The organism is Pseudomonas sp. CC120222-01a (genome assembly GCF_003097235.1).
Classification (GTDB): domain Bacteria; phylum Pseudomonadota; class Gammaproteobacteria; order Pseudomonadales; family Pseudomonadaceae; genus Aquipseudomonas.
In genome coordinates, this window is the sequence record NZ_QEQQ01000007.1 from 1 (window position 1) to 19734 (window position 19734).

Sequence of the window (19734 nt, forward strand, 5' to 3'; positions counted from 1 at the left end):
AATTGCCCGTGAGGCTTGACCATATAACACCCAAGCAATTTGCTGACGCAGATTGCGGTGGTGAAGACGAAACGAACCGAAAGTTCGCAAGACCACAAATTCACATATCCGAATTCGCTGGGCTGTCCATCTGGACATTCTGGCTACAGAATTTCTTGACGACCATAGAGCATTGGAACCACCTGATCCCATCCCGAACTCAGCAGTGAAACGATGCATCGCCGATGGTAGTGTGGGGTTTCCCCATGTGAGAGTAGGTCATCGTCAAGATTCATTTCGCAAAACCCCTATCTGCGCATGCAGGTAGGGGTTTTGTCTTTCTGGCAGAGAAAACCCTCAACCCCGGGCTAGTTCCGCCAGGTGTGCCGTTGCTTCTTCGCTCTTGAGTACCAGTACATCGCCTACCAGCGAATCGAGCACCACTTCCGAGGTATTGCCGATGAGGGCACCGGAAATCCCGGTGCGCGCAACGGTGCCGATCACTGTGACAACGGCATCCAGTTGCTTCTCGAAATGGGGAATCAGCACATCTGCTGGCCCTTCCGCGACATGCAGGCGGTCTTCGTTGATATCGAACTCGGCCTGGAACGCACTGCAGGCCTCCCGATAGCGCTTCTCGATGGTTTCACTCAACTGATAAACCGGGTCTGACGCCGACAGCATGGGGGAGGGGTGCGCACTGACGACATGCAGGTTGCCTTTGGCCAACCCGGCAATCGCGTAGCCGTGGTCGATGATGCTGGCGTGCAGGCGACGATGATCCTCGTCCTGGTTGCCCACATCCACCGCTGCCAGGATCACACCACCAGTCCAGGGTCGTTCGCTCTTGACCATCAGCACTGCACACGGGCACTGACGTAGCAGCTTCCAGTCGGTAGGCGTCAGCAGGGCCTTTTTCAGCGGGTTATCTGGCCGATGTTCCTTGATCACCAGCTCACAACCTTCAGCCTGCTGTACGGCGATGATCGATTCATGCAAGGTTTCATGCCAGGTCTGTTCATGGGTGACATTGTCATAGCCATCATCATGCAACTGGCTGCCGAGCAGGCTGAGCAAGGCACTGTGGTCATGCTTTTTGTCACACATCAGCAGATGCAGGCGAGCACCGGTCACGCCGGCAATCAGCTTGGCCCGGGTCAGCGCACGGCTATGGGCATGTTCGGGGTCGAGGACGACGAGGATGCTACGGACAGCTTGCATGGGGGTGAACTCCGTCAAAGGTGGCGACCAATGCCTGACTATAGTCGGCGCCTCCCGCGTCGCCGCTTGATGTACATCAAGCATAGTCACTGGTGCTGCCCGTCGCCCTCGGTATAATCGCCGGTCTTGCCTGTCCAGTGTGGTTGTTCGCTTATGTCGCTGATCCCCGAAATCGATGCCTTCCTCGGCTGCCCGACCCCAGATGCCTGGATCGAAGCGGCGCTCGCCGATCAGGAAACCCTGCTGATCGATCACAAGAACTGCGAGTTCAAGGCGGCCAGCACCGCCCTGAGCCTGATCGCCAAGTACAACACCCACCTGGACCTGATCAACATGATGTCGCGCCTGGCCCGTGAAGAGCTGGTGCATCACGAGCAGGTGCTGCGGCTGATGAAGCGCCGTGGTGTGCCGCTGCGGCCGGTTTCGGCAGGGCGCTACGCGTCTGGCCTGCGCCGCTTGGTGCGGGCGCACGAACCGGTGAAGCTGGTGGACACGCTGGTGGTCGGGGCGTTCATTGAGGCCCGCAGCTGTGAGCGCTTTGCGGCCCTGGTACCCCACCTCGATGAGGAGCTCGGCACCTTCTACCACGGCTTGCTGAAAAGCGAAGCCCGCCACTATCAGGGCTACTTGAAGCTGGCCCACCAATATGGGGACGAGGCGGACATCGCCCGTCGCGTCGAACTGGTGCGCGCAGCAGAAGCAGAGCTGATCCAGTCTCCCGATCAGGAACTCCGCTTCCACAGTGGTATCCCGATGGCGCAGGCTGCCTGACGCCTAGTAGCGGCGCCCCAGCAGCAGGCCGATCACCAGGCCGAAGCCTGCTGACACAGCCACGGTCTGCCATGGATGGCCACCAATATAGTCCTGGGTGGCGTCGACCACCGGTTGCGCCTTGGCGCGGACCTGGCCGGCGGCCTCACGGGCCTGGCGCAGTTTAAGGCTCACCTGCGCCCGCAGGGTCTCGGCTTCTTCGCCAACCAGCGTGGCGCTTTCGCTGAGGAGTTTTTCCGATTCTTCGATCAATGCCTGCAGTTCACTGAACACCTGGTCCTTGATCTGATCACTGTCGGCCAGTGCGGCGGTTTTTCGGGCCATGAACACGTCCTCGTTGATGGGGGATTGAACAATGGATGCCAGCGCGCCGGGAAAGTTGCGATGGCTTTGCCGATGATGCGACGCCAGGGTGTAAGATAGCGGCCATTTTCAACAGGCAGGTACTTTCATGACTTTCAATCTGGCCAACATGAGCTTCGAGGAACGGGCGCAGATCGAGGCGGAAAAGGCCCGCCTGTTCGAGATGTGGCAGAACAACCTGGGTAAGGCCAAGGGTGAAGCCGCGCGGCTGATCGCCGAAAAACCACGCCGCAAAGGCAAGTGGGCGGAATGGGTGCGGGCCGAACTGGACGCTTTGTCGCCGCCGGAATACGCCAGCATGGTCCGCAGCGAGGTCAACAAGATGATGGCTGCCGCCAGCACCAATCGCTGATCCATCCCCCTACCAATACAGGCTGCCCTCCTTGGGCAGGTCCAGCTTGCCCTCGTCGGTGAAGCGCACGGTGCCAAACGGCCCGCTGGCCAGCTTGCCACGCAGCTTGTAAGGCATCCCTTGCAGTGAATCGAGCTTGCCCAGGCCATAGGCCTGGCGCAGGAAGGCGAACGCCGTGATGCTCACCGGCACCACGATCACGGCTTCGTCGTAGCGGCCGATGTGCCCTTGCTGATCGCTGACCCCAGCCGCCAGCGGCTGCCCGTTCACCTCCAGGTTCAGCGCAATGCCGTTGTAGTCGATGGCCGACTCGTTGGGGTTCTGCACCCTCATCTTCACTGCCATGCGCATTTCAAGCTCCTGTCCCGGCAGCGGTTCGATGCCGATCACACTGATGTTGAGCGGGTCACGGGCCTGGAACAGTGCGCAGGCGTTGAGCCCGCCAGCCAGCATCAGCACCAGCAGCAGACGAAGGGAGCGGTGCAAACGGGCAGCCATGTGGAAGGTCCTTGCCGACGAAGTGGTGCCTGCAGTGTGGCAAATGCGCGGCAGCGTTGAAAGTGCAGGGCTTTATGAAAGATACTGTTTCTCATTAACGCCCGACAATTTCTCTTACTGGCAGTGCTTCTACCCCATGCTGACGTCTCCCGTGTCCGGTCTGCTGGCAAGTTTCCAGGAGCACTACGACGACCTGCTGCAGTTTCTCACCCGGCGCATGAGCGACCGGCAGCGTGCCGCCGACGTGGCCCAGGAGACGTACCTGAAGCTGGTGAAGATCGACGAGCAGGCGGTGCCGGTGCTGCATGCGCGCAGCTTCATCTTCCGTGTGGCCGGCAATCTGGCCATCGATGCCCTGCGCCGTGAACAGCGCATTGCGGCCAGCCATGACGACGGTGACGGAGCAGGGGAGGTGGCTTGCCCGGCGCCGCCACCGGAGGCGACGCTGCTGGCCCGCGAGCGCCTGCAGATTCTCGACGAAGCCCTGCTGCAGTTGTCCAGCAACGCTCGCCAGGCGCTGTTGCTGAACCGTGTCGAGGGCCTGACCCAGGCGCAGATCGCACAACGGCTGGGCGTTTCCGAGAGCATGGTGGCAAAATACATCGGCCAGGCCCTGCGCCATTGCCGCGACTGGCTCAAGCACAACCATGACTGATACCTCGACCATGCACGCTCCGCAGCCGATCAGTGACTTGTCCGACGATGCCCTCGACTGGCAGGTACTGCTGCACTCGGGCCATGCCAGTGCTGCCGATCAGGCGCGCTACCAGCGCTGGTGCCAGCTGAGCCCGGCACATGCCGAGGCGGCGCATGAGGCCGAAGCGCTGTGGCAGGATCTGGGCCATACGCCGACTGCCCAGGTGTTCGAAGCAGCGCCCGTGCGCCGCAACAGGCGCCACTGGGCAACGGGCATCGCCGCCTCCCTGGTGCTGCTGGTGGCAGGTTACGGCGGCTGGCAACAGGCGCCGATGTGGCTGGCGGACTATCACACGGGCATCGGCGAGCAACAGCGCATTACCCTCGCGGACGGTACGCGGGTACTGCTCAACAGCGCCAGTGCCCTCAACGTGGCCTTCAGCGCCGGCGAGCGCAGGGTGACGCTAGAGGCCGGCGAGGCCCTGTTCGAAACCACCGATGACCCACGTCCCTTCGTGGTCGAAACCGCCGGTGAAGCGGTGCAGGGCAGTGCGGCAACCTTCAGTGTGCGCCGTGACGGCCATGTGGTGCTGGCCAAAGGTGAAGCGCGGCTTGGTGATCACAGCCTGGCCATCGCAGCCGACGCCAGCGCGCAGACGGCCTGGCAGCGGGGCAAGCTGATCTTCAATGGCAAACCGTTGGGGCAGGTGCTGGCCGAGCTCGAACGCTACCAGCACGGCCGCATTCTGCTCTCCGACCACAAGCTCTCGGCACTCGAAGTCAGTGGCGTATTCGACCTGAACGAGCCACAGGCCCTGCTGCGCACCCTGGAGCAGCGTTACGGCCTCAAGGTCACCTATCTGCCGTGGCTGGCCGTGGTCCACTGAGCCTGTAAAAAATAATCGAAACTTTTTTCATTTGGCGCTGCAAGTTCGTGCAAGCCAGAACGTCGTAGTGGGACTGATCAGCAACCCATTCTCATTTACGACTTGTCTGGAAGCTTATTCGTGCCTCTTTTGCCCATGCCCACCCACCGTCGCGGCGGTCGCCTTCACCATGCCTTGATGTCCTGCAGTGCCTTGGCCATGTTCGCCGGCCCCCTGCAGGCATGGGCCGCCACAGACGTGCCTGCACAGGTTCAGGCGCGCCAGGTGCAACTGGACCTGCCGGCACAACCTCTGGATCAGGCCCTGACCGCTTTCGCCGACCAGGCCGGCCTGCACCTGCTGTACACCACGGGAGATGTGGCAGGCCTGAACAGCCCGGCGCTGCAGGGCAGCTACAGCCTCGAGCAGGCGCTGCAACGGCTGCTGGCCGGCAGCGACATGGCCTGGCAGTTCAGCGATCCGCGCACGGTCACCCTGCGCAAGGCTGCGCCTGCGCCGCAGGCGGTCAACCTCAAACCCATCGAAGTCAGCGTTGCCTCGCGCACCAGCACGGCCATCAGCGAAATCCCCGGCACGGTGTGGGTGGTGGACCAACAACAGTTGCGTGAACAGATCGACAGCGGCGTCAGCCTCAAGGAGGCCATTGGCAAGCTGGTGCCAGGCCTGGACCTGGCGCCCGAGGGGCGCACCAACTATGGCCAGAACATGCGTGGGCGCAATGTGCTGGTGATGATCGATGGCGTCAGCCAGAACAGCTCGCGCGGCCTGTCGCGCCAGTTCGACAGCATTTCACCGTTCAACGTCGAACGCGTCGAGGTCTTGTCCGGCGCCAGCGCTATCTACGGCGGCGGCGCCACCGGCGGCATCATCAACATCGTCACCAAGAAAGGCGAACCCGGCCCGGCCCGCTTCGAGACCCAGCTGGGTGCCAGCAGTGGCTTCAACAACAGCGACGACCTGGCTACGCGCTTCGCCCAGTCGGTCAGTGGCGGCAACGAGCGAGTCAGCGGGCGCCTGGGGATCTCCGGCGAGCAGAACGAAGCGTTCTACGATGGCGCAGGCGATCAGATCTTCATCGACAACACCCAGACCGACCTGCAGTACAACCGCACCATCGACGTGCTGGGCACCCTCGGCCTGAAGCTCACCGATGAGCAAAGCGTCGACCTGCTGGCCCAGTACTACGATTCCGGCAACCACGGCAGTACCGGTATCTACTTCCCCAACCTCAACTACAACGCCCCCTCCGACCTGGAGGACGCCGAATTGCGCAGCGGCTATTCCTCGGACCTGGAGCCACGCACCCGGCGCCTGCTGCTCAATGCGAACTACCACCACACCGATGTGCTGGGCCAGGACTTCTACCTGCAGGCCTCGTACCGCAAGGAAAACGACAACTTCTTTCCGTTCCCGTACTACAACCGCGCCACGCCGACCGGTGCGCGCGGCGTGTACTTCGCCGCCTCGCAGCAGAACTTCGAGGTCACCAGCCTCAAGGGCCTGTTCGCCAAGCAGTGGGATACCCTCAAGCTGACCTATGGCGTCGACCTGGACCGCGAGCGCTTCAATGCCGACCAGACCACCTTCGACGCTCTGACTTCATCCGAAAGTGGCGGCCTGGACCTGGACAAGCAGAGCAAAGCCGAGCGCTATCCCAGCTACCGGGTCGATGGCGTTTCGGTCTACGCCCAGCTCGACTGGCATGCCACCGACAACCTGACCTTGTCCGGCGGCGCCCGGCGCCAGCAGATGGACGTGGATGTCAGCGACTTCAAGGGCGTGCCTGGTGGCAGTAACGACTATGAGGTCAACCTGTACAACGTCGGCGCCATCTACGACTTCAAGAACGGCCATCAGGTGTGGACCAACTATGGCGAAGGCTTCGACCTGCCGGACCCGGCCAAGTACTACGGCAAGCCTGGCCTGAGCGTCGCGGACAACCCGCTGGCCGGCATCAAGAGCCGCCAGGTCGAACTGGGTTGGCGCTATGCCGACCTGGATTGGGACGCGCAGGCAGCGCTTTACTACATCTGGTCGGACAAGATCATCAACGTCGACTCGCAAACGCTGACCATCAACGTTGAAGACCAGAAGAGCCGCGACTTCGGCTTCGAGGGCGCGCTGACCCGGCACTTCCAGACGGGCTGGGAGGCGGGGGGTACCGTTCACCTGACCCGTTCCGAGGAAGAAGACACCGACGGTGGCTGGATCAAGCGCGATGCCCGCTATGCCTCGCTGTCCAAGGCCACGGCGTTCGTCGGCTGGAAGGGTGATGGGCGCAGCGCGCGACTGCAGGCCAACCATGCCTTCAGCCTGAAGGACGATGCCGATCATGAGATCGACGGCTACACCACCTTCGACCTTCTAGGCAGCCAGGACACCGGTTTCGGTACCTTCAGCGCAGGTATCCAGAACCTGCTGGACAAGCAGTACAGCACCGTGTGGGGGCAGCGGGCGACGCTGTTCTACTCGCCGACCTATGGACCGGCCTATCTCTATGACTACCAGGGGCGCGGCCGTACCTACACCCTGACCTGGAGCATGGCTTACTGATTCTTGCTGTCTGACCCGGCCTCTTCGAGGGCTCGCCCCACAGGGATAGCGCCCAACCTCAGGGCAGCGCTGTTCCTGTGGGAGCGGGCAAGCCCGCGAAGAGGCCAGATCAGCAGAACGCTACCAGCAAATCTTCCACAAATGCCGCCTGCGCCTCCCCTGGCACCTGCGCCCGGTGCCGGGCCAAGGTGAAGGGCACCACGAAATCCAGCCCCGGATCCAGCGCCCGCAACACCCCCTGAGCCTCCCAACTCGCCGCACAGTGACACGGCAGATAGCCAATATGGCGCCCCGAAAGAATGAGCGTCAGCACGCTCTCGATCTGTTCCGCCACCGCCATGCTGCGCCGGCTCTGGAACGGCTCGCCGCCCTTGAGAAAGCGATAGGGATGACGGACCTGATCCGCCTCCAGCAACTGCTCGTGGGTCACCTCGGCCACATCGAACAGCACATGCCCCTTGCCGCAGTACAACCGCTGCCGCTCCTCGAACAACGGCTGGTAGTCAAACGCCGCCTGGTTGCCGGAAAAGTAGCTGATGGCGAAGTCCAGCCGTTGCTCCAGCAGCAGCCGCTCCAGCTCCGCTGGAGGCGCGCTGATCAGCTCCAGCTGCACCGCTTCCTCGCGGTCACGAAAGCGTGAAATGGCCGAGGCCAGGCGCAGGCTCACGGCCGCATCCTGGTTCTCGGCCATGCCCACCCGCACTGTGCCCAGCAGGCGCCCGGCCACGCCGTTGGCCTGTTGGCGGAACAACTCGATGTTCAGTAACAGACCACGTGCCGCTTCCAGCAGCAACTCGCCCTTGTCGGTCAGGCGAAAGCCGCCTTTGCCGCGGCTGCACAGGCGATAACCCAGGCGCGTTTCCAGCTGCGCCATGCGCTGGCTGATGGTGGGTTGGCTCAAGCCCAGTACGCCTTGGGCAGCACTGAAGCCGCCGGCCTCTACTACAGTGACGAACAGCCGCAGCTGGTGCAGGTCGGGGTCGTGCAGTTGTCCGAGCATCACATTGCTCCCGATGAATGTCAGCTTTGCAAACTTGCCATTCTTGCAATGTTACCCGGCTGGCATGCTGGCGGCATCCACCCATTTGCGAGGTGCCCATCATGCGTCGATCGCTGTGCCTGTTGTCCCTGATCCTGGCCCTGCCGCTGCAGGCCGAAGAAAAGGTCGTCAATCTCTACAGCTGGGCCGACTACGTCGCCCCGGAAACCCTCCAGCGCTTTGAAAAGGAAACCGGCTACAAGGTGCGCTACGACACCTTCGACACCACCGAAGTCCTCGAAACCAAGCTGCTCACCGGCCGCAGCGGCTACGACGTGGTCGTGCCGTCCGCCACCGTACTGGCCCGGGCGCTGAAGGCCAATGCCCTGCAGCCGCTCGATGCGCAAGGCATGCCCGGTTACGCCAACCTCGACAAGGACCTGCTGGCCAAGCTGGCCGAGGCCGACCCAGGCAACCGTTACGCAGTGCCCTACACCTGGGGCACCCTGGGCCTGGGGGTGAATGTCGAGGCGGTGCGCCAGCGCCTGGGCGATGTGCCGCTGGACAGCCTCGACCTGCTGTTCAAACCCGAGTACGCCAGCCGCCTCAAGGCGTGCGGCATCGCCATGCCGGACTCGCCCCAGGAAGTGATTGGCGTCGCCCTCAACTACCTCGGCAAAGACCCCTACAGCCAGGACAAGGCTGACCTCGCGGCGGCGCAGAACCTGCTGAACCAGCTGCAACCGTCGATCAGCTACGTCGCCAATGGCCGGCAGATCAACGACCTGGCCAACGGTAGCGTGTGCCTGGCACTGACCTACAACGGCGATGCAGCCATGGCCGCCGACCAGGCGCGCCGCGCCGGCAAGCCGTTCGAGCTGATCTACCGCATCCCCCGTGAAGGCACGCTGGTGTGGCAGGACAACCTGGTCATCCCCAAGGACGCCCCGCACCCGGAAGCTGCCCGGGCGTTCATCGCGTTCATGCTGAAACCTGAGTCGGTGGCAGCGCTCACCAATACGCTGTTCTTCGCCAATGCCAACCAGGCGGCCACACCGCTGGTGGATGAAGCCGTGCGCAATGACCCGGATATCTACCCCCCTGCCGACGTGCGTGAGCGCCTGTATGCCGACCGCAGCATGGCGTTGTCCGACCTGCGCCAGCGCAACCGGCTGTGGACGGCCTTCCGCAGCCGCCAGTGACCGATAACCATAAAGGAGCCCAACCGTGGAACAAGCCCAGAACAACGACCAGGCCATGACCCGCGACAGCCTGTACGGTACCGCAGCGGAAAGTACCTACGCCGGTATCACCAGTTTCTCCCGTCGTCGCTACAGCCGCGATTTGCGCGGGGTGGATGTGGTGGTCAGCGGTGTGCCGTTCGACACTGCCACCAGCAACCGCCCCGGCGCGCGTTTCGGGCCGCGTGCGATCCGTGCCGCCTCGGTACAGCAGGCCTGGGCGCGCCACTGGCCGTGGGCATTCGACCCGTTCGACCACCTGGCAGTGATCGACTATGGCGACTGCGCCTTCGACAGCGGCACCCCGCAGTCGGTACCCGACAGCATCCAGGCCCACGCCGAGCACATTCTTGAAGCCGGTTGCGCCATGCTCACTCTGGGTGGCGACCATTTCATCAGCTACCCGCTGCTCAAGGCCCATGCCCGGCGCCATGGCCCGCTGGCGCTGATCCATTTCGATGCGCACAGCGACACCTGGCCGGACGAAGAGGGCCGCATCGACCATGGCACCATGTTCTGGCATGCCGCCCGCGAGGGCCTGGTCGATCCGTCCTGCTCGGTGCAGGTCGGCCTGCGCACCACCAATGACGACAGCCAGGGCTTCGCCATTCTCGATGCCCGGCAGGTGCACCGCCAGGGCACCGAAGCGATCATCGCCGCGATCCGCCAGCGGGTCGGTGACAAGCCGGTGTACCTGACATTCGACATCGACTGCCTCGACCCGGCGTATGCACCCGGCACCGGTACCCCGGTATGTGGCGGCTTGAGCACGGTGCAGGCGCTGGAGATCCTCGGTGGCCTGCGCGGCATCAACCTGGTGGGCATGGACCTGGTGGAAGTGGCACCGGCCTATGACCACGCCGACATCACCGCGCTGGCCGGGGCCACCCTGGCCATGGAGATGCTGTGCCTGTACGCGGCGCGGCACAAGGTCGATGCCGCCCGGTGATCGGCGGGCCTGATGCAGCGTGCCATCAGGCCCATACTGAAACATCAGGAATCGCATTCACACTTTTGCCGCGAACCCTTCGCGCCTTAGGCTATCCAAACGCTCAAGGCGCGCTTTTTCGTACAGGAGGTGAAGCATGAAACTCACGGTGCCAACCTTGATCATCGGCTTGACTCTGGGCCTGTCGGTGCAGGCAGCGCCTGCGCAGCCCTTGCAGCTCGCCGCCAGTAACAACAACCCCTACAACAGCCCGATCCAGCGTGCCAACCCCAACAGTCGCCAGGGCAGCATGCCGGCCACACCGCCCGTGCGCGGCCCGTCCACCCAGCCCATCTATCGCACGCCAAGCCTGGATAACCGTGGTATTGGCAATGGCGACAACCTGCGCCGCCAGCAGCAGGCCCCCAATCTGGAGCCGACGCGGCCACCGCGTGATAGCCAGCGTGCGCCTTGACCCATAGAAAGGAATCCTGCATGACCCGAACCCACTGGCTGACCGCCTTGACCGCTGCTGCGCTGTTGCCGCTGCTGGCACACGCCGCCCCTGAACAGCAATTTTCCAGCGAAGAAGGGCAACTCACGGTCAGCACCGTGGCCGATGGCCTGCGCAACCCTTGGGCGCTGGCTTTCCTGCCAGGTGGCAAGGACATGCTGGTCACCGAGCGCCCAGGCAACCTGCGCGTGGTGAGCGCCGAGGGCAAGGTCGGCCCGCCCATCAGCGGCGTGCCCAAGGTCTGGGCCGAAGGCCAGGGCGGCCTGCTCGATGTGGTGCTGTCGCCTGAGTTCGCCAAAGACCGCACGGTGTACCTGTCGTATGCCGAGGAGGGCAGTGATGGCAAGGCCGGCACAGCGGTAGGCCGTGGCCAGCTGTCCGAGGACCGCGCCCGGCTGGAAAACTTCAATGTGATCTTCCGACAGCAACCCAAGCTTTCCGAAGGCAATCACTTCGGCTCGCGGCTGGTGTTCGACCGCGACGGCTTCCTGTTCATCGCCCTGGGCGAGAACAACCAGCGCTCGACCGCCCAGGACCTGGACAAGCTGCAGGGCAAGGTCGTGCGGATCTTGCCCGACGGCGAAATACCGAAGGACAACCCCTTCGTCGGCAAGCAGGATGTGCGCCCGGAAATCTGGTCGTTCGGCCACCGCAACCAACAGGGCGCGGCGCTAAACCCCTGGACCGGCCAGCTCTGGACCCACGAACACGGCCCGCGTGGCGGCGACGAGATCAACATCCCGGCGCCTGGCAAGAACTATGGCTGGCCAATCGCCACGCACGGTATCAACTATTCGCTGATGCCGATCCCCGAAGCCAAGGGCAAACATGTCGACGGCATGGTCGACCCGCACCATGTCTGGGAGAAGTCGCCCGGCATCAGCGGCATGGCCTTCTATGACAGCCCGACCTTCAAGGCCTGGGATCACAACCTGTTCATTGGCGCGCTGGCCACCCAGGAACTGATCCGCCTGCAACTCGATGGCGACAAGGTCGTCCATGAAGAGCGCTTGCTGGGTGACCTGAAGGCGCGCATCCGTGATGTGCGGGTGGGGCCGGATGGCTACCTGTATGTGCTGACCGATGCCAAGGATGGGGAGTTGCTGAAGGTGGGGTTGGGCGAGGGCTGAAGCAGCTTTTTGACTGCAATGGCCCTTTCGCGGGTAAACCCGCTCCCACAGGGACCTCATTGGCTTCAGGCGTGGTGAAGCCCCTGTGGCAGCGGGTTTACCCGCGAAAGGGCCAGCCCATACAATGCAGTCCTCACAGTTCAAGCCAGCAGCCATGCAACTCGACCCGCTAAATTGCTATCGCGTGGCACTTTCAGAGCACGGCTTCGCCGAAGATCCGGCCCAGGTCAAGGCTGTCACGGCCCTGCAAACCTGCTTCGAAGCCCTGGAGCATGGCCATACCCCCCAGGGCCTGTACCTCTGGGGCCCGGTCGGTCGCGGCAAGACCTGGCTCATGGACCTGTTCCACCGCTGCCTCAGCGTCCCGTCCCGGCGCCAGCACTTCCACCATTTCATGGCCTGGGTCCACCAGCGCCTGTTCCAGCTCAACGGCACTGCCGACCCGTTGAAGGCGTTGGCGCGGGAACTGGCCGCGCAGATCCGCGTGCTGTGCTTCGACGAGCTGTTCGTCAGCGACATCGGCGATGCGATCATCCTCGGCCGCCTGTTCCAGGTGCTGTTCGATCACGGCGTCGTGGTGGTCGCCACCTCCAACCAGCCACCGCAACAGCTGTACCGCGATGGCTTCAATCGCGAGCGCTTTCTGCCGGCCATCAGCGCCATCGAACGGCACATGCAGGTGCTTTCGGTGGCAGGCGAGCAGGATCATCGCCTGCACCCGGGCGCACAGCGCCAGCGTTACTGGGTGGCCCAAGCGGGGAGCAAAGGCGGCGCGCTCGAAGCCGTTTTCCAGCAGCTCAGCCCGGATGACCCCGGCAGCAATGCACCCCTGCTGATCGGTACGCGGCAGATCCAGGTGATCCGCCGCAGCACCCAGGCCATCTGGTGCCACTTTACCGAGCTCTGCGAACGGCCTTTGGCCGCCATGGAGTTCATGGCCTTGTGCGATCAGTTCCCGGCCATCCTGGTCGAGGGTATCCCGGCCCTGGGCGGCGAACAGCGGGCCGGGCGCATCGCCCGTGGCACCGAAGATGGCGCGGCGCGTGTTGCGGCAGGTGACCGCGAATTGCCGATGCTGTCGCCCGAGGATGACGCCGTGCGCCGCTTCATCGCCCTGGTGGACGAATGCTATGACCGCCGGGTGGCCCTGTACCTGGAGGCGCAGGTTCCGCTCGATGCGCTCTACACTCAAGGGTATCTGGCGTTCCCGTACCAACGGACCCTGAGCCGGCTACGGGAGATGCAACTGCAACGCTTCGCCTGAAGGAGCCAAACCATGGAGCCGCTGTCGCATCATCTGCTGACCCAGGCCTACAACAATGGCTGGGCCAACCACCGCCTGTACAAGGCCTGCCTGCAACTGACCCACGACGAGTTCGTCGCCCCCCGTTGCAGCTTCTTCCCGTCGATCAAGGCCACCCTCAACCACCTGCTGACTGTGGACTGGTTCTACCTGGACATGCTCGAGTGCGAACAGCGCGGTGAGGCGCCGAACCCGGATGGCGAACGCTTCTTCGAGCCGGAGCAACCGTTCGCCACCTGCACCGACCTGCATGCCGAGCAGGCTCAGGCCGACCATCGGCTGATCGCCTATTGCAGCTTGCTGCAGGACGACCAACTGGCGCGCTACGTGAGTATCGTGCGGCCCGAACGGATCCAGCGCGAACAGCGCCTGCGCTTGCTGGCGCACCTGTTCGAGCACCAGATCCATCACCGTGGGCAGGTGCATGCGATGCTCAGTGATACGGCAGTAAGGCCGCCGCAGCTGGATGAGTTTTTCTGTGAAGAGGAAGCCGACCTGCGGGCGCTGGACTTTGCCGAACTCGGCTGGAGCGAAGCGCAGGTCTGGAAGGGTTAGCGGCCGAGCCACTCCACCAGCGTGCGGTTGAAGCGCCGTGGCTCCTCGATCTGCGGCGCATGCCCCATGCCTTCGAAAGTCACCAGTTCGCCTTGTGGAATCAGCTTGGCCACTTGTGGCCCCAGTTCCTTGTACTTGCCCAGCTTGACCTTCACCTCAGGCGGGGCGATGTCGCTGCCGATCGCCGTGGTGTCCTGGTCGCCGATCAGCAGCAGGGTCGGCATCTTCAGGTCCTTGAACTCGTGATACACCGGCTGGGTGTAGATCATGTCGTAGATCAGCGCCGAGTTCCATGCCACCGCCTCATGCCCCGGCCCCTTGTTCAGGCCCACCAGCATCTGCACCCAACGCTCGTATTCAGGCTTCCAACGTCCCGCGTAGTAGGTCTTGCGTTCATACTCACGCACGCCTTCGGCATCGAGCTTGAGCTCACGGGCATACCACTGGTCCACCGTGCGGTAGGGCACGCCGAGGGCTTTCCAGTCTTCCAGGCCGATCGGGTTGACCATCGCCAAGCGCTCGACCTGCTGCGGGTACATCAGCGCGTAGCGGGTGGCGAGCATGCCCCCGGTGGAGTGGCCGAGCACGATAGCCTGCTTGACGCCCAGCTGTTCGAGCAGGGCGTGGGTGTTCACCGCCAGTTGCTGGAAGCTGTACTGGTACTGGGCCGGCTTGCTAGAGGTGCAGAAGCCGATCTGGTCCGGGGCGATCACACGGTAGCCCGCCTGGCTCAAGGCGTCGATGGTGGTCTCCCAGGTGGCGGCGCAGAAGTTCTTGCCGTGCATCAGCACCACGCTGCGGCCATTGGCCTGGCCCTGGGCCGGCACATCCATGTAGCCCATCTGCAGGTGCTGGCCCTGGGACTGGAAGTCGAAATGCTTGAGTGGGTGAGGGTAGGTGAAGCCTTCGAGCTGTTTGCCGTAGGTGGGCGATTCGGCAGCGATGGCGGGGATGCCGACGAGGCAGGCCAGGGCCAGGGCGGTTGCGCGCAGCATGGGGGAACTCCGTGTAGGACCATGTAGGAATTGGCGACTGTAACAGTCAGTGGACCACCTTAAACGTTAAAGGTGTTACCAGGCGTGAAACCAGCCCAGGGTAATCATCGCCACGACGATATAGCGCCCGCCCTTGGCCAGGGTCACCAACAGCAGAAAACGCCAGAACGGCTCACGCATGATGCCGGCAATCAGGGTCAGCGGATCGCCGATCACCGGCATCCAGCTCAGCAGAAGCGACCATTGCCCCCAACGCTGGTAGCGCTGTTGCGCGCGTTCCAGCTGGCTGGCGCTGAAGGGGAACCAGCGCTTGTCGCGCAGGTGCTCGAGGGCCCGACCGAGCAGCCAGTTGACCACCGACCCGAGCACATTGCCCAGGGTGGCCACCAGCAGCAAGGTCAGCCAGACTTCGGGCTGGCGCAGCAGCAGGCCGACCAGCACCGCCTCCGATTGCAGCGGCAGCAGGGTGGCGGCACCGAAAGCGCTGAAAAACAGCGCCCAGAGGCTCAGCATCAGTAGCTGGCGACCACGGTGTCCTGGCCATCCTGGGTCACGCCGATGACCTGGTAGGCATCCTTGTGGTCACCCATTTCCATGCCAGGCGATCCCATGGGCATGCCCGGCACGGCCAGGCCCTTGAGGTCGTTGCGCCTGGCCAGCAGGCGCACCTGTTCGGCGGGTACATGACCCTCGACGAACTTGCCGTCGATCACCCCGGTGTGGCACGACGCCAGGCGCGGCGCCACGCCCAGGCGCTGCTTGACGGCGCTCATGTTCGGCTCGACGTGGTCGTTGACGCTGAAGCCGTTGTCGCGCAAGTGGCTGATCCAGGCCTTGCAGCAGCCACAGTTGGGGTCGCGATAGACATCGATGGTTTCGCCAGCCTGGGCCAGGCCGGTAATGGCCAGCAGGCCGAAGGTGATCAGGTGTTTACGCAGCATGGTCGAACAACTCCTTAGAAACGCAGGCGTATGCCTGCCACCAGACGGGTTTGGCCGAGGTCATCGCCGTCCTCACGGGCCTGACTGGCGCGGTTGCCGTGCAGGCGCTCGAAGCTTACCCCGACATAGGGCGCGAAGCCCCGGCTGATTTCGTAGCGCAGGCGCAGGCCGACTTCGCTGTCGGCAAGCCCGGCGCCCTGTTCGTGGCCGGCATCGTTGCGGCCGTAGAAGTTGGCTTCCAGGTTCGGCTCGAGGATCCAGCGGTTGCTCAGCAGGATAGCGTAAGCGGCTTCCAGGCGCAGTGCGCTCTGTTGTCGCTCGCCGGCATAGGCGGTGGCTTCCAGTTCCAGGCCATACAGCGGGGTGCCCTGGATGCCGAAGGCGGCCCAGGTCTGCCCGCTGGCCGGCTTGAAGTCCTGGCGCAGGCCGCCGACCAACTCCCACCAGGGGCTGATCGCATGGCCCCACAGCGCCTGCAACTCTGCCTTGTGGGTCTTGCCTTGTTGCCGTTCACCCTCGGTGCGCAGCCACAGGCGATCGATGTCGCCACCGACCCAGGCCGTGGCGTTCCACTTGAGGGCGCTGCTGCTTTCGAAGTTCTGGTACTCCAGCTGATCGACGATCACTGCCCAATCGACGGCACGATCATGCACCTGATGGCCGGGCAGGGGCGAAGCAGCGGCCATGGCCCGTTCGCTGGCCAGCAGCGCGGCCAGGGCGACACCCGTGACCAGGCGCCGGTTGTTGATCTCATTCATCGACCCGTACCTCGCGGAACATGCCGGTCTCCATGTGGTAGAGCAGGTGGCAGTGGTAGGCCCAGCGGCCCAGGGCGTCGGCCGTGACCCGGTAGCTGCGGCGGCTGCCAGGTGGCATGTCGACCGTGTGCTTGCGCACCAGGAAGCGCCCGTGTTCGTCCTCCAGGTCGCTCCACATGCCGTGCAGGTGGATGGGGTGGGTCATCATGGTGTCGTTGACCAGGGTGATGCGCACCCGCTCGCCGTAGGCCAGGCGCAACGGCGCGGCATCGCTGAACTTGACCCCGTCGAACGACCAGGCGAAGCGCTCCATGTGCCCGGTCAGGTGCAGTTCGATATCCCGCGAAGGCTCGCGGCCATCCGGGTCGGGGTAAGGGCTGCGCAGGTCGGCATAGGTCAGCACCCGGCGGCCATTGCCGCGCAGGCCGATGCCAGGGTCGGACAGGTTGGCGCGGGGGGCCATGGTCTGCATGTCGACCAGCGGGTTGCCGGTTTCGCTGTCGGGATGGTCCTGCATGCTGCCCATGCTGCCGTGGTCCATGCCGGCCATGGCGCTGTGGTCCATCGCGGCCATGTTGCCGTGGCCCATGTCGGCCATGCTCAGCACCGGGCGCGGGTCAGGCGCTGGCACCACGGCCTGCAGGCCCATGGCACGGGCCAGGGTGCCGCGGGCATAGCCGCTGCGGTCCATGCTCTGGGCGAACAGGGTATAGGCGGGCAGGTCGCCGACGGTCACCAATACGTCATAGGTTTCGGCCACTGCGATACGCAGCTCGTCCACGCTCACCGGCGTCACCGGCAGGCCGTCGGCGGCGATCACGGTCAGCGTGAGGCCCGGGATGCGGAAATCGAAATAGCTCATGGCCGACGCATTGATCAGGCGCAGGCGCACGGTTTCGCCGGGTTGGAACAGGCACGTGAAGTTGCCGTCCGGGGGCTGGCCGTTGAGCAGGTAGGTGTAGCTGGCGGCGCTGATGTCGGCGAGGTCGGTCGGGCTCATGCGCATGCGCGCCCAGGCCAGGCGCTCATCGACGGTATTGCCCCAACCCTTGTCCGCCACGTCGGAGACAAAGTCGGCGAGCGTGCGTTTGTGGTAGTTGAAGGCGTCGGACTGCTTTTTCAGGGTCGCGAGTAACGCTTCTGGCGCCTGTTCGGACCAGTCGCTGAACAGCAGCACATGGTCGCGCTGGTAGCTATGCGGCTCGGGCTCGCGCGGCTCGATGACGATTGCGCCATACACCCCGGCCTGCTCCTGCAGGCCGGAATGGCTGTGGTACCAGTAGGTGCCGCTCTGGCGCAGTGTGAATTGGTACAGGTAATCGCCACCTGGGGCGATGCCGGCGAAGCTCAGGCCCGGTACGCCGTCCATGTTGGCCGGCAGGAGGATGCCGTGCCAGTGGATCGAGGTGTCCTGGTCGAGGCGGTTGCGCACGCGCAGGGTCACCGTATCACCTTCGCGCCAGCGCAGCAGCGGGCCGGGCAGGCTGCCATTGACGGTCAGCGCGGTGCGTGGCCGGCCGGTGATGTTGACCGGCGTCTGGCCAATGAACAGCTCGAAGTGCTGGCCGGCCAGCTCGCGGCCATCGCTGGCCTGGGCCAGCGGCCGCCACAAGCCCAGGCCGGCCAACGTGGTGGCGGCGCCCAGGCCTTTGACGAAGGTGCGGCGGGTAGGGTTGCGCAACATGGCGTGGCCTCATGCAGGGGAGCCACGATCCTCGCCGTTTGCGCCTGTCAGCTGGCTGAGGCGCAGATTACAGCCGTGTCAGGCAGCCTGTTCAGCGTCGCCCAGGTCACGCATCAGCAGGCCGTAATCCAGCGCAACCTGCTCGGGAATCGGCAGGTACACCACGTGGCCGTCGCCGGGCGCCACCTCGATGGCGCGCTGTTGGCGATCGAGCAGGCGGTGCAGGTCGAAGTGGTAGTTGCCACGCGGGGTCATCAATTCCAGGTGGTCACCCAGGGCGAAGCGGTTCTTCACCTTGACCTCGGCCAGGCCATCGACGCGCACCCCTGTCAGTTCGCCGACGAACTGCTGGCGCTCGGACAACGAGTTGCCGCGCAGGTAGTTCTGGTACTCGTCGTGTACATGGCGGCGCAGGAAGCCTTCGGTGTATCCCCGTTGCGCCAGCGATTCGAGGTTGTCCATCAGGGCCAGGTCGAACGGCCTCCCGGCCGCAGCGTCGTCGATGGCCTTGCGGTATGACTGGACCGCCCGGGCGCAGTAGAAATGCGACTTGGTGCGGCCTTCGATCTTCAGCGAGTGAACGCCCATGGCGGCCAGGCGCTCGACGTGCTGGATGGCGCGCAGGTCCTTGGCGTTCATGATGTAGGTGCCATGCTCGTCCTCGAAGGCCGGCATCTCGCTGCCTGGGCGATTGCTTTCCTGCAGCAGGAACACCTGCTCGGTGGGGGCGCCAAGGCCCAGGGTCGGCTCGACCTCGCGAACGATGTCTCCGCTGGCGTCTTCGGTGGCCGGCGTGGCCTCGTATTTCCAGCGGCAGGCATTGGTGCAGGTGCCCTGGTTGGCATCGCGCTTGTTCAGGTATCCGGACAGCAGGCAGCGACCGGAGTAGGCCATGCACAGTGCGCCATGGACGAACACTTCCAGCTCCATGTCCGGCACGTGCTGGCGGATCTCCTCGATCTCTTCCAGCGACAGCTCCCGCGACAGGATCACCCGGCTCAGGCCCAGTTGCTGCCAGAACTGCACGCTGGCCCAGTTCACCGTGTTGGCCTGTACCGACAGGTGCACCGGCATCTGCGGAAAATGCTGGCGTACCAGCATGATCAGCCCGGGGTCGGACATGATCAGCGCATCGGGCGCCATTGCGATCACCGGTGCCAGGTCCTTGAGGAAGGTCTTCAGCTTGGCGTTGTGCGGCGCGATGTTGACCACCACATAGAAGCGCTTGCCCTGGGCATGTGCCTCGCTGATGCCCAGCGCCAGGTTGGCGTGGTCGAATTCGTTGTTGCGCACCCGCAGGCTGTAGCGCGGCTGGCCGGCATAGACCGCGTCGGCTCCGTAGGCGAAGGCATAGCGCAGGGTCTTGAGGCTGCCGGCGGGGGCAAGCAGTTCGGGCTTGGCGGGTAGGGTCATGGGCGCACCGGGGCAAAGGCGCGGATGCTAACG

20 protein-coding genes, 1 rRNA gene and 1 pseudogene are annotated in these 19734 nt (G+C 64.1%); 12 read left to right on the plus strand and 10 right to left on the minus strand.

Features of this window, described 5'->3' with window-relative positions; translation table 11 throughout:
* Positions 1-154 precede the first annotated feature (154 nt).
* Positions 155-270 (plus strand): 5S ribosomal RNA (gene rrf, locus N430_RS11155).
* Positions 271-336: 66 nt separating this feature from the next.
* On the opposite strand, the gene N430_RS11160 is transcribed toward rrf, so the two are convergent.
* Positions 337-1200 carry a universal stress protein gene (locus N430_RS11160; protein WP_110639154.1) on the minus strand — a complete coding sequence of 288 codons (864 nt, stop codon included), beginning with the start codon at positions 1198-1200 and terminating at the stop codon, positions 337-339.
* Positions 1201-1353: 153 nt separating this feature from the next.
* On the opposite strand from N430_RS11160, the gene N430_RS11165 reads away from it, so the two are divergent.
* A complete protein-coding gene (locus N430_RS11165; RefSeq protein WP_110639153.1) occupies positions 1354-1971 on the plus strand; it encodes a tRNA-(ms[2]io[6]A)-hydroxylase in 618 nt (205 codons plus the stop codon).
* Between the two features lie 3 nt (positions 1972-1974).
* Here N430_RS11165 and N430_RS11170 read toward each other — a convergent pair whose 3' ends face one another.
* The gene (locus tag N430_RS11170) at positions 1975-2295 is read right to left on the minus strand and encodes a YqjD family protein (RefSeq protein ID WP_110639152.1); all 321 of its coding nucleotides are present in this window, start codon (positions 2293-2295) and stop codon (positions 1975-1977) included.
* Between the two features lie 127 nt (positions 2296-2422).
* Here N430_RS11170 and N430_RS11175 point away from each other — a divergent pair, with 127 nt between their 5' ends.
* Entirely contained in the window at positions 2423-2686 is a 264-nt protein-coding gene (locus N430_RS11175; RefSeq protein WP_110639151.1) for a hypothetical protein, read from the plus strand.
* Positions 2687-2695: 9 nt separating this feature from the next.
* Here N430_RS11175 and N430_RS11180 read toward each other — a convergent pair whose 3' ends face one another.
* A complete protein-coding gene (locus N430_RS11180) occupies positions 2696-3184 on the minus strand; it encodes an LEA type 2 family protein (RefSeq protein ID WP_110639150.1) in 489 nt (162 codons plus the stop codon).
* Between the two features lie 136 nt (positions 3185-3320).
* Between N430_RS11180 and N430_RS11185 the strand changes: the two are divergent.
* The 3 genes and pseudogenes from N430_RS11185 to N430_RS11195 all read left to right on the plus strand — a co-directional run.
* Positions 3321-3827, plus strand: a pseudogene (locus tag N430_RS11185) (RNA polymerase sigma factor); the annotation flags it as partial.
* A gap of 4 nt (positions 3828-3831) precedes the next feature.
* Positions 3832-4707 carry a FecR domain-containing protein gene (locus tag N430_RS11190; protein ID WP_256592121.1) on the plus strand — a complete coding sequence of 292 codons (876 nt, stop codon included), beginning with the start codon at positions 3832-3834 and terminating at the stop codon, positions 4705-4707.
* A gap of 129 nt (positions 4708-4836) precedes the next feature.
* A complete protein-coding gene (locus tag N430_RS11195) occupies positions 4837-7260 on the plus strand; it encodes a TonB-dependent receptor (protein WP_110639148.1) in 2424 nt (807 codons plus the stop codon).
* Positions 7261-7369: 109 nt separating this feature from the next.
* On the opposite strand, the gene N430_RS11200 is transcribed toward N430_RS11195, so the two are convergent.
* Positions 7370-8260, minus strand: coding sequence for a LysR family transcriptional regulator (locus N430_RS11200; RefSeq protein WP_110639147.1), 891 nt, complete (start codon positions 8258-8260; stop codon positions 7370-7372).
* A 101-nt stretch (positions 8261-8361) separates the two neighbouring features.
* Between N430_RS11200 and N430_RS11205 the strand changes: the two genes are divergently transcribed.
* The 6 genes from N430_RS11205 to N430_RS11230 all read left to right on the plus strand — a co-directional run bounded on the left by N430_RS11205 (position 8362) and on the right by N430_RS11230 (position 13910).
* Positions 8362-9441: an extracellular solute-binding protein gene (locus N430_RS11205; RefSeq protein WP_110639146.1), complete on the plus strand. Its 1080-nt coding sequence runs from the start codon at positions 8362-8364 to the stop codon at positions 9439-9441.
* 25 nt (positions 9442-9466) lie between these two features.
* A complete protein-coding gene (gene speB / locus N430_RS11210; RefSeq protein ID WP_110639145.1) occupies positions 9467-10429 on the plus strand; it encodes an agmatinase in 963 nt (320 codons plus the stop codon).
* 136 nt (positions 10430-10565) lie between these two features.
* Positions 10566-10883, plus strand: a complete 318-nt coding sequence (locus N430_RS11215) for a hypothetical protein (protein ID WP_110639144.1) — start codon at positions 10566-10568, stop codon at positions 10881-10883.
* 20 nt (positions 10884-10903) lie between these two features.
* Entirely contained in the window at positions 10904-12052 is a 1149-nt protein-coding gene (locus N430_RS11220; protein WP_110639143.1) for a PQQ-dependent sugar dehydrogenase, read from the plus strand.
* Positions 12053-12206: 154 nt separating this feature from the next.
* Positions 12207-13316 (plus strand): cell division protein ZapE, encoded by a 1110-nt coding sequence (gene zapE / locus N430_RS11225; protein WP_110639157.1) that lies wholly within the window; start codon positions 12207-12209, stop codon positions 13314-13316.
* A gap of 12 nt (positions 13317-13328) precedes the next feature.
* Entirely contained in the window at positions 13329-13910 is a 582-nt protein-coding gene (locus tag N430_RS11230) for a DinB family protein (RefSeq protein ID WP_110639142.1), read from the plus strand.
* On the opposite strand, the gene N430_RS11235 is transcribed toward N430_RS11230, so the two are convergent.
* The 6 genes from N430_RS11235 to yegQ form a co-directional block, all read right to left on the minus strand.
* Positions 13907-14905, minus strand: a complete 999-nt coding sequence (locus tag N430_RS11235; RefSeq protein ID WP_110639141.1) for an alpha/beta fold hydrolase — start codon at positions 14903-14905, stop codon at positions 13907-13909. The two genes, N430_RS11230 and N430_RS11235, sit on opposite strands and share 4 nt — an antisense overlap.
* A gap of 75 nt (positions 14906-14980) precedes the next feature.
* Complete coding sequence (locus N430_RS11240) at positions 14981-15418, minus strand: YqaA family protein (protein ID WP_110639140.1); 438 nt, start codon at positions 15416-15418, stop codon at positions 14981-14983.
* Positions 15418-15846 carry a DUF411 domain-containing protein gene (locus N430_RS11245; protein ID WP_110639139.1) on the minus strand — a complete coding sequence of 143 codons (429 nt, stop codon included), beginning with the start codon at positions 15844-15846 and terminating at the stop codon, positions 15418-15420. The genes N430_RS11240 and N430_RS11245 overlap by 1 nt, the downstream gene beginning before the upstream one ends.
* A gap of 14 nt (positions 15847-15860) precedes the next feature.
* A complete protein-coding gene (locus N430_RS11250; protein ID WP_110639138.1) occupies positions 15861-16604 on the minus strand; it encodes a copper resistance protein B in 744 nt (247 codons plus the stop codon).
* Positions 16597-18288, minus strand: coding sequence for a copper resistance system multicopper oxidase (locus N430_RS11255; RefSeq protein ID WP_110639137.1), 1692 nt, complete (start codon positions 18286-18288; stop codon positions 16597-16599). The genes N430_RS11250 and N430_RS11255 overlap by 8 nt, the downstream gene beginning before the upstream one ends.
* Before the next feature lie 78 nt (positions 18289-18366).
* Positions 18367-19701, minus strand: a complete 1335-nt coding sequence (yegQ, locus tag N430_RS11260) for a tRNA 5-hydroxyuridine modification protein YegQ (RefSeq protein ID WP_110639136.1) — start codon at positions 19699-19701, stop codon at positions 18367-18369.
* Positions 19702-19734 lie beyond the last annotated feature (33 nt).

Excerpts from the sequence above, each read along its gene's own strand:
- N430_RS11160 (WP_110639154.1), bottom strand. The coding sequence starts at position 1,200 with ATGCAAGCTGTCCGTAGCATCCTCGTCGTCCTCGACCCCGAACATGCC.
- N430_RS11165 (WP_110639153.1), top strand. The coding sequence starts at position 1,354 with ATGTCGCTGATCCCCGAAATCGATGCCTTCCTCGGCTGCCCGACCCCA.
- N430_RS11170 (WP_110639152.1), bottom strand. The coding sequence starts at position 2,295 with ATGGCCCGAAAAACCGCCGCACTGGCCGACAGTGATCAGATCAAGGAC.
- N430_RS11175 (WP_110639151.1), top strand. The coding sequence starts at position 2,423 with ATGACTTTCAATCTGGCCAACATGAGCTTCGAGGAACGGGCGCAGATC.
- N430_RS11180 (WP_110639150.1), bottom strand. The coding sequence starts at position 3,184 with ATGGCTGCCCGTTTGCACCGCTCCCTTCGTCTGCTGCTGGTGCTGATG.
- N430_RS11190 (WP_256592121.1), top strand. The coding sequence starts at position 3,832 with ATGACTGATACCTCGACCATGCACGCTCCGCAGCCGATCAGTGACTTG.
- N430_RS11200 (WP_110639147.1), bottom strand. The coding sequence starts at position 8,260 with ATGCTCGGACAACTGCACGACCCCGACCTGCACCAGCTGCGGCTGTTC.
- N430_RS11205 (WP_110639146.1), top strand. The coding sequence starts at position 8,362 with ATGCGTCGATCGCTGTGCCTGTTGTCCCTGATCCTGGCCCTGCCGCTG.
- N430_RS11215 (WP_110639144.1), top strand. The coding sequence starts at position 10,566 with ATGAAACTCACGGTGCCAACCTTGATCATCGGCTTGACTCTGGGCCTG.
- N430_RS11220 (WP_110639143.1), top strand. The coding sequence starts at position 10,904 with ATGACCCGAACCCACTGGCTGACCGCCTTGACCGCTGCTGCGCTGTTG.
- zapE (WP_110639157.1), top strand. The coding sequence starts at position 12,207 with ATGCAACTCGACCCGCTAAATTGCTATCGCGTGGCACTTTCAGAGCAC.
- N430_RS11230 (WP_110639142.1), top strand. The coding sequence starts at position 13,329 with ATGGAGCCGCTGTCGCATCATCTGCTGACCCAGGCCTACAACAATGGC.
- N430_RS11235 (WP_110639141.1), bottom strand. The coding sequence starts at position 14,905 with ATGCTGCGCGCAACCGCCCTGGCCCTGGCCTGCCTCGTCGGCATCCCC.
- N430_RS11240 (WP_110639140.1), bottom strand. The coding sequence starts at position 15,418 with ATGCTGAGCCTCTGGGCGCTGTTTTTCAGCGCTTTCGGTGCCGCCACC.
- N430_RS11245 (WP_110639139.1), bottom strand. The coding sequence starts at position 15,846 with ATGCTGCGTAAACACCTGATCACCTTCGGCCTGCTGGCCATTACCGGC.
- N430_RS11250 (WP_110639138.1), bottom strand. The coding sequence starts at position 16,604 with ATGAATGAGATCAACAACCGGCGCCTGGTCACGGGTGTCGCCCTGGCC.
- N430_RS11255 (WP_110639137.1), bottom strand. The coding sequence starts at position 18,288 with ATGTTGCGCAACCCTACCCGCCGCACCTTCGTCAAAGGCCTGGGCGCC.
- yegQ (WP_110639136.1), bottom strand. The coding sequence starts at position 19,701 with ATGACCCTACCCGCCAAGCCCGAACTGCTTGCCCCCGCCGGCAGCCTC.